The sequence below is a fragment of the Mesorhizobium sp. M2A.F.Ca.ET.046.03.2.1 genome (assembly GCF_003952425.1).
Classification (GTDB): Bacteria; Pseudomonadota; Alphaproteobacteria; order Rhizobiales; family Rhizobiaceae; genus Mesorhizobium.
Map to the genome: position 1 here is coordinate 1,626,814 of NZ_CP034449.1, position 13,023 is coordinate 1,639,836.

Consider the following 13,023-nt stretch of genomic DNA (forward strand, 5'->3'; position numbering starts at 1 on the left):
GCGGCAGACAGGAGACCATCGATATGCGGCGATCTAAAAGGGCTGAACAAAGAAGGACCGCGCTTGTTGCCGGCGGTGCCGGTTTCCTCGGTTCGCATTTATGCGAGGCGCTGCTGCATGACGGCTATCGCGTGATCTGCGTCGACAATTTCCTCACCGGCAGAATGGAGAATATCAGTTCGCTGGTTGGCCAGGCGCGCTTTCGACTGATCGAGCAGGACGTTTGCACCCCTCTGGAACTCGGTGAACCTGTCGATCGCGTTTTTAACCTGGCCTGCGCGGCATCGCCGCCTCGCTATCAGGCCGACCCGATCCACACGACGCGGACCTGTGTGATCGGGACTCTCAACCTTTTGGAGCTCGCCGCCGGCAGCGGCGCCCGCTTCCTGCAAGCATCGACCAGCGAAGTCTATGGCGATCCGGAACAGCATCCGCAGCGCGAGGACTATGTCGGCCACGTCAACTGCACCGGACCGCGAGCCTGTTACGACGAGGGCAAGCGCGCCGCCGAAACGCTCTGCTTCGATTATCAGCGCGCCGAGATGGCGGATATTCGCGTCGCGCGCATCTTCAACACCTATGGGCCGAGGATGGACCCCGCCGACGGCCGTATCGTCTCCAATCTGGTCATGCAGGCGATCGAGAAGCGGCCGCTGACGATCTTCGGCGATGGCCGGCAGACCCGCTCCTTCTGCTATGTCACCGATCTGGTCGAGGGCTTGCGCCGCCTGATGGATGTCGACCCCAATCCACGCCAGCCAGTCAATCTCGGCAATCCCGGGGAGTTTTCGATCCTTGAGCTGGCAAGACTGGTGCGCGAGCTGACCGGCACCAGATCGCCCGTGAAATTCCTGCCTCTGCCTGAGGACGACCCGCGCCGCCGGCGCCCCGACATAGGCCGCGCAAAGGCGCTTCTCGGCTGGTCGCCCGAGGTGCCTCTCAGGCAAGGCCTGCTGCAGACGATCGTCTACTTTTCAGGGGTGGACGATCTGGCGATCGCGCCCGTCACTGCAATCGACAGGGCGGGTGGGGGAAAGCTGCAGAACCTGCAGCTCTAAAGCAGCGGCATCTTTTCACCGGGGCGGAACAACCACCCGACATCGCGGTTGGGCATGACAACCGCGATGGAGGACGAGCTGTGAAGCCGAAGCGATCAGTCAACGACATCGACCAGATGGCGGCGGCGGAAACCGCCGCGTTCCTGCGAAGAGCTTCCATCACCTATCTCGAGTGTTGCGTCAGCCTGATGATGACGCATCTGCGACGGGAAGAAGTGGCAAGCATCCTGGAGCAGGAAGCCGATATGCTGCGCAGGCTCGACTGACCCAGCGGGCTTGGCTTTCAACAGACCAGAAGCCGGACAAGTCCGTCTTTGTAACGTTCAACTGCGCGCGTCGACCGCATCCGCTCTTCCTCGTCAGTCGACTGCCCTGCAATCGTCCAGAGGCCAAGCTGAAACGCGAGATAGCAGGGCTCCAAATAGTCGACCAAAGCTCTGTCGATCAATGTCGCCTGCTCGATGCAGCCCACGAGCTTCGAAAGCTCGGCGGCGGACAGGTCATGTTCGACCCTTGCCCCGGCGATGTCCCATTCTATGCCCTGGCAGCCGATAAGATCGTGCGATCGGCAATGATCGAACGCATCTGTCTTGAGCAGGCTCCCGTGCGGGCGGACCAGAAATTCCCACGCATGCAGCCGTCCGTCGATCTCGACCCGGCGCGTCGGACCCGGTGACGGCTGGCCGGCAAACCAGCTCTGCAAGGCGTGCGCGAACCTCTCCCCCAGCGCTTCCTCGCAGTTTTGCACCGACATGCCTGCGAGCTGGTCCAGCGACGCGCCTGTCTTGTCGGTCTGCAGCTTGGCGGCGCGCCAGCCGAGGTAACGCCCAAGCCAATCGATCAGCAGATCCCTTGCCGGCCCTTCCCGGTCCAGCCTGTCGGCATCGATCCAGCGCTCGACCAGAAAACCGTGGCAGAGTCCGGCAGGCTGAGCGCCAAAGCCAGCTTCGTGGAGTACCTTGGCCGTACCAAGCTTGCGCTGTCCTGTCTCGCCAAGGCCCGCGAACTTGATCAGCCAGCGTTCGCCGCCGGCCGAAGCGATGAATTTGCGCCGCTCGAATGCCGGGAATGCAGGCGGCCAGGCGTCTGCCGGCGCAGATAGATGTTCCCGCCACGCGCCGCCGGAGATTTCCTGAAGCTCAACATCGGCCTTGCCGAGCAGATGTCCTATCCAGTCCCGTAGCCCGGGGGCAACCGCGCCGTCAAAGACATCTTCGAAGTCCGCGACATGGCTTTGGCACTGCGACAAGGCAGCGACGGTCTCGGCATCAGCCTGCGCGCCCGGCCCGCCGCGATGGCTCGGGAAGAGATGAATGCGCTCCTGGTCGATGCCCTGCCGGCGCAGCCAGACAATGACGGCATAAAGGGAGCTGCCGGAGAGGCCCGGGCCTTCATCGACGATGGCAAATTCGGCTCGCGGTCTGTCGCGCCAAGAGCCCAGAAGTTCTGGCGCCGCGCTCATGTGCCGGCTAAACGGATGGCCGATCGGCCGCACGCTGATTGGCGGCGGCGCATGCAGGGCGGCGGCGACCATCGCCGCGAGGCCGAGCCCGATGCTGCGGATGCCGATGACGCAGGTGTTTGCGTCGAGACCGGACCGCAGCGCCGCAAGCAGATAGGTTTCCGGATAGAGGGCGTACAGCGCATAGCCTTCGGCCGGCCCGGTGGTTATTTTGCTGCCGCAGTCGATGGCGGCGAGCTTCGCCAGCAGCGACGCATCGAGCGATCCTTTTCGGGCAAATCCCTGCTGCCAGGACCGCAGCACTTCCCGCGACAGCTCGACGAGGATTTCAGAACCCAGCTTCTGCCTCGCCGAACTGCCGTCGGCACCTCTGGTGTCGAATTCCGCGTCGGCAAGGCCCTGGAAGAGTTCCGAGGCGGTAACGAAAAGATCGACCAGAGCAGCGTGACGTTCGATGCCGGCAGGCAGATCGCCAATCGCTTCAGCCTCGGCCAGGACAGCTTCCCTGAGCTGCTCTGCGCTATGCGTTCGCTTGTGGTCGCCGAAGACGATCATACGGCTCCTGCCTGCTGTCTGGTCGCCAACGCGAAGCGGCGCCTGTTTGATCCGCAATCGGGCTCGGCAATTTTTCGCGGCGCGAAGGAACATTCGCGGCCGCTCCCGGTTCGGCGCCGAGGAACTTACCTCCAACCAAAGAGGCCGTGGTTTCGTGACATCGAAGAAGGTTCGTATCGGCATCGTCGGCGTAGGCAATTGCGCATCATCGCTTGTGCAAGGTCTCTCCTACTATCGCCACGCCAACGGCAACGAGCCGATCCCCGGACTGATGCATGCCGATCTCGGCGGCTACCATGTTGACGATATCGAGGTGGTCTGCGCCTTCGATGTTGCGGAAAACAAGGTTGGGCGCGATGTGGCGGAAGCGATCTACACCGCGCCCAACAACACTTTCCGTTTCGCCGACGTTGCACCGACTGGGGTCCGCGTGGATCGCGGCCCGACGCTCGACGGCATCGGCAAATATCTCCGGGACCAGATTCCGGAGTCTGGCGAGCCGGTTGCCGACGTGATCGCTCGACTCCGGGAGAGCGGGGCCGAGATTCTGATATGCTATCTTCCGGTGGGCTCCGAAGCGGCCGCCCATTTCTACGCGGAATGCGCGCTCGATGCAGGCTGCGCCTTCGTCAATTGCATCCCTGTCTTCATCGCTTCGCGGCCGGAATGGCGCCAACGCTTCGAGGAGCGCGGCCTTCCCCTGGTCGGCGACGACATCAAGAGCCAGGTCGGCGCAACCATCGTGCACCGGCTGCTCGCCAATCTGTTCCGCGAGCGCGGCGTGCGCATCGATCGCACCTACCAGCTCAACTTCGGCGGCAACACCGACTTCCTCAACATGCTCGAGCGCGAGCGGCTGGAATCGAAGAAGATCTCGAAGACGCAGTCCGTCACCAGCCAGATCGACGTCCCGCTCGAGGCCGGGAACATCCATGTCGGACCCAGCGACCATGTCCCGTGGCTGACCGACCGCAAATGGGCCTATATCCGCGTCGAAGGCACCACCTTCGGCGGCGTGCCGCTCAATGCCGAACTCAAGCTGGAGGTTTGGGATTCGCCCAATTCGGCAGGCGTCGTCATCGACGCCGTCCGCTGCGCGAAGCTTGCCCTCGACCGCGGTATTGCCGGCGCGCTCACAGGCCCCAGCAGCTACTTCATGAAGTCGCCGCCGGAGCAGTTCACCGACGCAGAGGCGCGCCTGCGCACGCTCGCCTTCATCGCCGGCAATGACGAGCCGATGCTGGACGCCGCCGAATGACCACCACCTTCTTTCTCATCCGCCACGCGGCGCATGATCATGTCGGCTCGTACCTGGCCGGGCGGCTCGAGGGCGTTCGCCTGGGCGAAGCCGGCCAGGCGCAGGCGTTGCATCTGGCTCGCCGCATGGCACGCGAACCGCTCGCCGCGATCTTGAGCAGTCCGCGCGAGCGCACGCTGGAAACAGCGAAGCCGATCGCCATCGCTTGCGAGATTGAGAAGATCGCGATCTGCAAGGAACTCGACGAGATCGACTTCGGCGAATGGTCCGGCAAGACCTTCGAGGAACTCAACGGTGACGCAAGCTGGCGGCTTTGGAACGACCAGCGCCAGAGCGCCCGCACGCCGAGCGGCGAGACCATGCTGGACGTGCAGCACAGGATGATCGGCCTGATGGACGCGCTGCGCGAGAATGGACAGGGTCAGTGCATCGCGCTTGTCAGCCATGCCGATGTCATCAAGGCGGCTGTCTGCGCGATCCTCGGCCTCCCGCTCGGCGATTGCTTCCGCTTCGACATCGCGCCGGCCTCCATCACAACGGTCGTCCACGGCGACTGGGGGTCGAAGCTGGTCCGTTTGAATGAAATCGCCTGACGGGAGCGGCAACCGATGCGCATGGTCATTTTCGGCCTCACCGTCACATCCTCGTGGGGCAACGGACACGCCACGCTCTGGCGCGGACTGATCGGCGCTCTGGCGCCGCTTGGCTGGTCGATCAGCTTCTTCGAGCGCGATACGCCCTACTATGCCGGCGCCAGGGACATCGACCGGCTCAAGGGCGGGAATATCGTTCTCTACGCAGACTGGGAGGACATCCGCCAGGAGGCCGAGGCTGCGATACGGGAAGCCGACGTCGTCATCGTCACCTCCTATTGTCCCGATGCCGTCGAGGCCTCGCGGATCGCGAATGACAGCTGCCGCGGCCTGAAGGTCTTTTACGATCTCGATACACCGGTGACGCTGGCGAGCATCGAGCGAGGTGATTACCCGGCCTATTTCGAGCCGAAGGGGTTGCGCGATTTCGATCTGGTCCTGAGCTATACCGGAGGGCCGGCGATCGACACACTGAAGAGCATTCTTGGCGCCCGTCATGTCCTGCCGCTCTACGGCCATGTCGATCCTGACCGGCACCGGCCGGCGCAGCCAAGGCCCGAGTTCGCATGCGACCTGTCCTATCTCGGCACCTATGCCGCGGACCGGCAGGCGGCCGTGGAAAGGCTGCTCGTCGCTCCAGCGGCCCGACTGCCGAACCGCCGTTTCGTCATAGGCGGGGCGCAGTACCCGCAGGACTTCCCCTGGAGCAGCAACATCTATTTCGTCAGGCACCTGCCCCCCGCCGACCACCCGGCCTTCTTTTCCTCCTCGCGCCTGACGCTCAACGTCACCCGCGAAGCGATGGCGCGACAGGGCTGGTGCCCGTCAGGCCGTCTGTTCGAGGCGGCTGCGTGCGGCGCCGCGATCATCTCCGACGACTGGGCCGGCCTCGACAGTTTCTTCACGCCCGGCAGCGAGATTCTGTTGGCGCACAGCACCGGCGACGTCGTTGCCGCGCTTGGCCTGTCCGACAATGAGATCGCAACGCTCGGCCGCCGCGCCCGGGAGCGTGTCCTCGACGAGCATACCTCAGCGCATCGCGCCGCCGAACTCGACCGCATCCTGAACGACGCTTTTGCATCCACGTCGAGGGGCACAATGGAGGAAGCTGTCTGATGTTTGGCATCGTGCCTGCCGCCGGTCGTGGCAGCCGCATTCAGCCGCTGGGTTTCTCCAAGGAGCTGCTGCCGGTCGGCAGCCGCCTGGACGGCCAGACCGAACGCCCTTGCGCGGTGAGCGAATATCTGGTGCGGCGCATGGTGCGCAACGGCGTCGACCGCATCTGCTTCATCATCGGTTCCGGCAAGTCGGACATCCTCGAATATTACGCCGCCGGCTATGGCGACGCCGCGGCGATCTTCGTGGCGCAGCCGTCTCCGATCGGACTCTGCGACGCGATCTTCCGCGCCGCGCCGCTCGTGACGCCGGACGAAACGGTCCTGATCGGCCTGCCGGACACGATCTGGTTCCCTGAAGACGGCTTCTGCCGTCTGGCCGACGACCGGCTGTCCTTCCTGATGTTTCCGGTCGATCGCCCGGAACTGTTCGACGCCGTCGTCCTCGACGAGAACGGGCGGGTCGAGCAGATCCAGGTCAAGCAAGCTGACGCCGCGACAAACTGGGTCTGGGGCGCCTTCAAGATGCCGGGCCGTATCTTTCATCAACTGGCGGCCCTGTGGCGCCAGCGCGACGGCGTCGACGAGTATTTCGGCACGCTGGTCAACGCTTATCTCGCAGGCGGAGGCGAAGCTTACGGCGTCAAGGCGGGGACGGCCTATGTCGATGTCGGTACCTTCAACGGCTATCGCACGGCGCTCAGGCTGCTCGAAAGCAACGACGCCATCGATGACGGGACCCTGCCGACATTCGCATCGCAGGACTGTCCGGCAGTGCCAACCGTTCCAGGCGAAGGAGCTTAGCCATGCTGCATTCCAGCACGGAAATACGCCGCCGCATCGACGCATTGGGGCCGTGGTTCCACAATATGGAGCTCGCGGGCGTGGAGACTGCTCCCGATCATTTCCTCGGCAACTATCCGCTGATCAAATGGCGCAAATTCGCGGATGCCATTCCGACAGATCTTTCGGGCAAGTCGGTGCTCGATATCGGCTGCAATGCCGGCTTTTACTCGATCGAAATGAAGAAACGTGGCGCCGATCGCGTGCTGGGAATCGACTTCGACCAAGCCTATCTCGCCCAGGCGCGTTTCGCCGCCGAGATCGCCGACTGCGAGATCGAGTTCCGGGAACTGTCGGTCTACGACGTCGCCTCGCTCGGCGAGCGCTTCGACATCGTGCTGTTCATGGGCGTGCTTTACCACCTGCGCCACCCGTTGCTGGCGCTCGACCTGATCCGCGGCCATGTCGCGAGCGACCTGATGATCTTCCAGTCGATGCAGCGGGGCAGCAACGAAGTCCTGCCGCTTGAGCAGAACTACCATTTCTGGACACGCGACCTCTTCGATCAGCCCGAGTTTCCGAAGCTGCACTTCATCGAGCATCGCTATGCGGACGACCCGACCAACTGGTGGATTCCAAACCGCGCCTGCACCGAAGCGATGCTGCGCAGCGCCGGGTTCGAGATCCTGCTCCACCCGGAAGACGAGGTCTATTTCTGCCGCGCGTCCGGCGAACCGGCCGGCAGCGCCGCCGTCTATCCTTCGAAAGGAGAGACCCATGATTGAAGCCGCCATGATCTGGAACGAGCCCAACAACAAATCGCACTGGGACCCTGAGCTCGACCCCGACTGGAGCCGTTTTGCCACAATGGCGACCCTGGCGGCCGATGCCATCGGCCGGGAAAATCCTGCCATCACAAAGGTGCTGGGCGGCATTTCGCCGATCGATGCCGGGTTCATGACACGCATGAAGGAGTTCGGCGTGCTCGACCATGTCGACGCGGTCGCCGTGCATGGCTTCCCGCTCGACTGGAACCTCTGGCAAATCCACGAGTGGCCGCACAAGCTCGGAGAGATCGCGACGGTCGCCGACATTCCGGTTTGGGTCAGCGAGGTCGGTGTGTCGACCTTTGGCGCCGAGGAGGTGCAAGTCTGGGGCTTGCGCCGGACAGCGGAGCTTTTGCTCGGACTTGCGCCGCGCGTTCAGTGGTACAGCCTCTACGATCTGCCGCGCTCCTGGGAAGCGACGACGCGCCATCGGGAGGCGGAAGGTTCGTCCTATTACAGGCACTTCTACATGGGCCTGCTTCGCGAGGACGGCACGCCCAAGCCGGCGCTCGAGGAATTCGTGCGCCACACTCCGCAAATGGGCCTGGTGCAGTGGTTCCACTATGAGGATCACCGGTTGGACGACGCTGTTGCCTGGATGGAACGTCTGGGTGTCACCCACCTGCGCACCGGCCTGTCTTGGGCCGACAGTTTTCGGCCGAATGCGCTGGACTGGTTCGACCGCCAGATGGAAGCGCTGGCCGACTTCAACGTCACCGTCACCTTCTGCTTCACGCCGGAACATCGGGGCCTGCAGCCTCACCACACCAGCCCACCCCAGATCCCCGAGGAATTCGCCGAGTTCTGCGCGGAGATGATCCGCCGCTATGCTCCCGCGATCGGCGACGAGATGGCGCCGACGCAGCGCGTGTCGGCGGCTTGGTGAGGCCCCAGATCAACGATGACACTGACTGTCCTCAACGTCGCCTACCCTCTCGCGCCCGTCGGGCCGGATGCGGTCGGCGGGGCCGAGCAGGTGCTGTCGGCGCTGGATCGGGCGCTGGTTGAAAAAGGCCACCGTTCGGTTGTCGTCGCCTGCCACGGCTCAAGCACGGCCGGCGTCCTGGTGGAAACACCAGCCGAGGCGGGAGTGCTCGATGAGGCGGCGAAGGACCGAGCTCATCAGGCGCATCGCGATGCGATCGCGACCGCCCGGGCGCGCTGGCCGATCGACGTCGTTCACCTCCACGGGATCGATTTCGATGCCTATCTGCCTGACGACGGTCCCACCCTGGTGACATTGCACCTGCCACTCGGCTGGTACCCGCCCGAGGTGCTGGCGCCGTCACGCGAGGACTTGTGGCTGCATGCGGTCTCGCCGGCGCAGCACAGGACGGCGCCGGCAGGATCGAGACTTGCACGGCCTATCCCGAACGGCGTCGATGTCCATGCGCTGAACGAGCTTCGGTCGCGGCGCAATTTCGCGCTGGTGCTCAGCCGCATCTGTCCCGAAAAGGGCATCCATCTCGCGATAGAGGCAGCCAAGCGCGCTGGCATGCCTCTGGCGATCGCCGGTCAGGTCTATCCCTACGAAACCCATCTGCGCTATTTCGCCGACGAGGTCCGCCCTCGGCTCGATCGCCAGCGGCGTTTCCTCGGGCCACTCGGCTTCTGCGCCAAGCGGCGGCTGCTCAACACCGCACGCTGCCTGGTCATTCCCAGCCTTGCTCCCGAAACAAGCTCGCTTGTCGCGATGGAGGCGCTCGCCTGCGGCACACCGGTCGTCGCGTTCCCGAACGGCGCCCTTCCCGATGTCGTCCAGCACGGCAGGACCGGGTTCCTGGTCAATGACGTCGAGGAGACGGCGAAGGCCATTATCGCTTCCGGAGCCCTGGACCACGAGGCATGCCGTGCGGAGGCGCGTCGCCGCTTCTCGCTTGAGCGCATGACCGCATCCTACATGGATGCCTACGAAGCGCTGGCGAAGCTTGGCACCCGTCGCGCCTTGCTGGGAACCGGCTGATGGGCGGTCTGCGCACCGAGATCATTCGTGACGCGAGAGCATTCGAGGACCTGGAGCCGCATTGGTGGCGGCTCTGGCGGCGGAGCATCTCGGCCACGCCGTTCCAGTCTCCTGCCTGGCTCATTCCGTGGTGGCGGACATTCGCGCCCGGCGACCTTGCGGCCATTGCAGTGTGGAGTGGAGACGCCCTCGCCGGCCTGGCGCCGCTCTATGTCGAAAGGCATGATCGCGGTCAGCGCCTGCTGCCCATCGGCATTTCTCTAAGCGACTACCTCGACATCTTGTGCGTGCCGGAACTGGAAGCGAAGGCTGGCGCCGCCATTGCCGACGCGGTGCTCTCGCTCGAATGGTCGCAATGGATCCTGCCCGACCTCCCGGCCGATGCCGTGTCGCTGAGCCTTGAGCTGCCGAATGCGCAAGAGCGCCGGTCGATGGCGCAGGCCGCCTGTCCCGTGCTGCCGCTCGATGGCGATCGAACCCTGGCCTATTCTGTTCCGGCGAGACGAAGACGTCAGTTGCGCCGCGCCGAGCGAGCCGCCCGGCGAAGGGGAGCCGTTGTCGTCAGGCGCGGCGAGTCCGATCCGCAGATATTTCTCGACCGGCTGATCCGGCTGCATGGCGCGCGCTGGGCCGGTCATGGCGGGGGCGTGCTGTCCGACCTGGCGGTGGAATTTCATCGCAGGGCACTGCCGCGGCTTGCCGATAACGGCCTGGCGCGATGCCTGACGATCGAGATCGGCGATGCCGTCGTCGGTGCCTATTACGGATTTCATCACCGCGACAGGGCCTATGCCTATCTCGGCGGTTTCGATCCAGCCTATGCCGAGGAAAGCCCCGGCGCGATTCTGATCGGCCATGCCATCGCGGAAGCCGCCAACGAAGGCGCGCGCGAGTTCGATTTCCTGCGCGGCCGTGAAGGCTACAAATATGGCTGGGGCGCGAACGACCGCTGGACAGCGCAAAAGGTGTGGATGCGGAGCGCGCCGCCGTGACCCCCGCGAGGCAAACCGGTGCGATCGCCAGGCGCCTGATTGAGGATTACATGGCGGACGGCCTTTCGGTCGACAACGCGCTGGCCAAACTGGCCGTCTGTGTCGACAAGACGACCAGCGCGGCGCAACTGGCGGATGTCGCCCTGGACATGCGCCCGAGCCATGTGCCCCGGCGACGCTGGCTGGAAGGCATCGCCACGATGCTGCGTGACAAGGCCGACGCCTTCGACGCCGTCCGCAGGGTCGCTGCCTGCGTGTCGCATGACCGCGTCAACGGCGAAACGGCCGCCATCACCGTCGAGCGGCTGGCCGGCGGATTCGATCGGGCGGCCGCCATATCTCCGGCCGCCAGCGTGCAACTGTCGTCGCTGGGCGACGAGGACAGCCTCTCGGCCACAACCGGCGAGATTGCCTTGTGGCTGGAACGGCAAGGCATGCTCGGCACCCGCAACCGCATATTGGACATCGGCTGCGGCATCGGGCGCCTCGAACATGCGCTTGGCGCCATGGCGGGACGTATCGTCGGCATCGATATCTCGCCCCGGATGATCGCCCTCGCGCGCCGGCGATGCGCCGGCGTCGCCAATGTGGAATTCCGCCTGACCTCGGGCCTGGATCTCGGTGACTTTGCCGATCAAAGCTTCGACGGCGTGCTGGCTCTCGACAGTTTTCCGTACCTGGTGCTCGCCGGTGTCGCCGAGCGGCATTTCGGCGAGATCTCGCGCGTGCTGCGGCCAGAAGGGATGGCGGCAATCCTCAACTATTCGTATCGGGCGTCGCCAGACATCGATTCCCGCGATATCAACCGTCTTGCCCATGCGTTTGGCATGGACGTCTTGGTCGATGGCGAAATGCCTTTCGGCAGTTGGGACGGCACGGTCTTCCTTATCCGCGTTGCCGGCGGAACATAACGCGCGCGCGGCAGTTCGGTCGCCGAACAGTTTCACGCGGGCAGTCCAGGAGAAGAACAATGGCAACCAGCGGTAAGAAGCATATGGGCCGCGGCAGCCAGGGCAAGGGCTCCGGAACCGGAGCGAAGACGACACTCGCAAAGGACATGGTCGGCGAGAACGAGGTTCTGTCCAACCGGGACAAGAAGCAGCATACGGAGCAACGCGGCCTCGACGGCAACCGGATCAAATCCGATCAGTACCAGGATCACGCGGCGAACCGTCTGCCGAAGGAATGAGTGCATGCTCGCGGATCGCCTTTTGCCCCGAAATCCGAAGACTGCGATGCCGAAATCCCACAGCTTGCGTCGAGCGCCTTGCAAAGGCTGGTCGGGTATGCCTCAGTGAGATCTGAAGGGGCCTCTATTGTTAAGAGAATGCGATGTCTCGCCGGAGCCAGCGCGATCTATGCGCCCAGGCAATCCAGAGCCTGGACCAGGAGATCGCGTCCCTGTTGACCGCCATCGAGCGGGAGAAGGTCCCTGACCGGCAGACCAGGCTTGCACTCGAACTGCAGAACGCGCTGATCGAAAAGCGCAAAGGCGATATGACGGCCGAGCGCGGTTGACGACGTCGCGGCGAGGATGCGGCATTCCTCCGAGACCGGGCCGAAGGGCATTGGCAGTGCCTGCGGTCGTCGTGCCAGCAAGATCGGTGGAACATTAACATAAGTGAATCGTTGTAGCCGGTTAGGAGTCATCCCGATGGCGCAGGATGGCAGAACTCCGGAAGTGGACGAACTCATTCGGCGGCTGGTCGCAACGACGGGCATCACCGAAACGCAGGCGCTTGAACTTGTTTCCCTGCTCGGTCTGAATTGGGCCTCGCTGATGAGAGAGGCGAAAGTCCTGAAAGCAACTCAGCGCCGGTAGGCTGCTTTAGCGTCTTGCGCCTTCAGTATCCCAATGGTCGTCCGAAAATTGGCGTCGTCGCTCGATCAGCGCCTGCGGCGAGCTTTCCCCGAGGAACTCCAGAACACCGGCACGGGCACGATTGAGACGGCTTTTGACGGTGCCGACAGCGCAACCGCATATCTCAGCAGTTTCTTCGTAGCTTACGCCCAGCACGCCGATCAGCACCAGCACCTCACGCTGATGGGACGGCAGTTTCTGGATGGCTCGATGCACTTCCTTGCTTTGGACGGACCAATCCTGCGACGGCTCCGAGATCGGCCGGGTGGAGGCGCAGTCAAGCAGCCCGGGCGCCTCCCTGGCCGCTGCCTTGACACGCGTGTAATGCGTGTTGCGCATGATCGTGAAGAGCCAGGACTTCAGCCGCGTGCCCGGCTCGAACTTGTCCAGGTTGGCAAGCCCCTTGGTCAGTGTCTCCTGCACGAGATCGTCGGCGTCGTCGGGCACCCGACAGAACGTCCGCGCAAAAGCCCGCAAGGCAGGAATAAGATCGACGACGGAGACCTCACCGGCGTCAGGGTTGGACAAATTATGCTCTCTGGGTAACAATTTTCCG

16 protein-coding genes are annotated in these 13,023 nt (G+C 64.0%); 14 read left to right on the top strand and 2 right to left on the bottom strand.

The window, feature by feature from the left end:
• The first annotated feature begins 23 nt into the window (after window positions 1-23).
• The gene (locus EJ072_RS07805; protein WP_126083543.1) at window positions 24-1,058 is read left to right on the top strand and encodes a UDP-glucuronic acid decarboxylase family protein; all 1,035 of its coding nucleotides are present in this window, start codon (window positions 24-26) and stop codon (window positions 1,056-1,058) included.
• An 80-nt stretch (window positions 1,059-1,138) separates the two neighbouring features.
• Window positions 1,139-1,324 carry a hypothetical protein gene (locus EJ072_RS07810; protein ID WP_126079198.1) on the top strand — a complete coding sequence of 62 codons (186 nt, stop codon included), beginning with the start codon at window positions 1,139-1,141 and terminating at the stop codon, window positions 1,322-1,324.
• Between the two features lie 17 nt (window positions 1,325-1,341).
• Here the strand turns inward: EJ072_RS07810 and EJ072_RS07815 are convergent, their stop codons facing one another.
• A complete protein-coding gene (locus tag EJ072_RS07815; RefSeq protein ID WP_126079199.1) occupies window positions 1,342-3,075 on the bottom strand; it encodes a hypothetical protein in 1,734 nt (577 codons plus the stop codon).
• 154 nt (window positions 3,076-3,229) lie between these two features.
• Between EJ072_RS07815 and EJ072_RS07820 the strand changes: the two genes are divergently transcribed.
• The 12 genes from EJ072_RS07820 to EJ072_RS35885 all read left to right on the top strand — a co-directional run bounded on the left by EJ072_RS07820 (window position 3,230) and on the right by EJ072_RS35885 (window position 12,428).
• Window positions 3,230-4,333: an inositol-3-phosphate synthase gene (locus tag EJ072_RS07820; protein WP_126079200.1), complete on the top strand. Its 1,104-nt coding sequence runs from the start codon at window positions 3,230-3,232 to the stop codon at window positions 4,331-4,333.
• Window positions 4,330-4,926 (top strand): histidine phosphatase family protein, encoded by a 597-nt coding sequence (locus EJ072_RS07825; RefSeq protein WP_126079201.1) that lies wholly within the window; start codon window positions 4,330-4,332, stop codon window positions 4,924-4,926. The genes EJ072_RS07820 and EJ072_RS07825 overlap by 4 nt, the downstream gene beginning before the upstream one ends.
• A 15-nt stretch (window positions 4,927-4,941) precedes the next feature.
• On the top strand, window positions 4,942-6,042 hold the full coding sequence (locus tag EJ072_RS07830) for a glycosyltransferase (RefSeq protein ID WP_126079202.1): 1,101 nt from the start codon (window positions 4,942-4,944) through the stop codon (window positions 6,040-6,042).
• Window positions 6,042-6,845 (top strand): sugar phosphate nucleotidyltransferase, encoded by an 804-nt coding sequence (locus tag EJ072_RS07835; RefSeq protein ID WP_126079203.1) that lies wholly within the window; start codon window positions 6,042-6,044, stop codon window positions 6,843-6,845. Before EJ072_RS07830 ends, EJ072_RS07835 begins: the two co-directional genes overlap by 1 nt.
• Window positions 6,846-6,847: 2 nt before the next feature.
• Window positions 6,848-7,609 carry a TIGR04290 family methyltransferase gene (locus tag EJ072_RS07840; protein ID WP_126079204.1) on the top strand — a complete coding sequence of 254 codons (762 nt, stop codon included), beginning with the start codon at window positions 6,848-6,850 and terminating at the stop codon, window positions 7,607-7,609.
• Window positions 7,602-8,537, top strand: coding sequence for a beta-xylosidase (locus tag EJ072_RS07845; protein WP_126079205.1), 936 nt, complete (start codon window positions 7,602-7,604; stop codon window positions 8,535-8,537). Before EJ072_RS07840 ends, EJ072_RS07845 begins: the two co-directional genes overlap by 8 nt.
• 15 nt (window positions 8,538-8,552) lie before the next feature.
• Window positions 8,553-9,614 (top strand): glycosyltransferase family 4 protein, encoded by a 1,062-nt coding sequence (locus EJ072_RS07850; protein ID WP_126079206.1) that lies wholly within the window; start codon window positions 8,553-8,555, stop codon window positions 9,612-9,614.
• Entirely contained in the window at window positions 9,614-10,606 is a 993-nt protein-coding gene (locus tag EJ072_RS07855; RefSeq protein WP_126079207.1) for a GNAT family N-acetyltransferase, read from the top strand. The genes EJ072_RS07850 and EJ072_RS07855 overlap by 1 nt, the downstream gene beginning before the upstream one ends.
• Window positions 10,603-11,517: a class I SAM-dependent methyltransferase gene (locus tag EJ072_RS07860; protein WP_245467251.1), complete on the top strand. Its 915-nt coding sequence runs from the start codon at window positions 10,603-10,605 to the stop codon at window positions 11,515-11,517. The genes EJ072_RS07855 and EJ072_RS07860 overlap by 4 nt, the downstream gene beginning before the upstream one ends.
• A 59-nt stretch (window positions 11,518-11,576) precedes the next feature.
• Window positions 11,577-11,795, top strand: a complete 219-nt coding sequence (locus EJ072_RS07865) for a hypothetical protein (RefSeq protein WP_126079208.1) — start codon at window positions 11,577-11,579, stop codon at window positions 11,793-11,795.
• Between the two features lie 143 nt (window positions 11,796-11,938).
• Window positions 11,939-12,124, top strand: coding sequence for a hypothetical protein (locus EJ072_RS07870; protein ID WP_126079209.1), 186 nt, complete (start codon window positions 11,939-11,941; stop codon window positions 12,122-12,124).
• Between the two features lie 136 nt (window positions 12,125-12,260).
• A complete protein-coding gene (locus EJ072_RS35885) occupies window positions 12,261-12,428 on the top strand; it encodes a hypothetical protein (protein WP_189343250.1) in 168 nt (55 codons plus the stop codon).
• 6 nt (window positions 12,429-12,434) lie between these two features.
• Here EJ072_RS35885 and EJ072_RS07875 read toward each other — a convergent pair whose 3' ends face one another.
• Window positions 12,435-12,995: a sigma-70 family RNA polymerase sigma factor gene (locus EJ072_RS07875; RefSeq protein WP_126079210.1), complete on the bottom strand. Its 561-nt coding sequence runs from the start codon at window positions 12,993-12,995 to the stop codon at window positions 12,435-12,437.
• Between the last annotated feature and the right edge of the window lie 28 nt (window positions 12,996-13,023).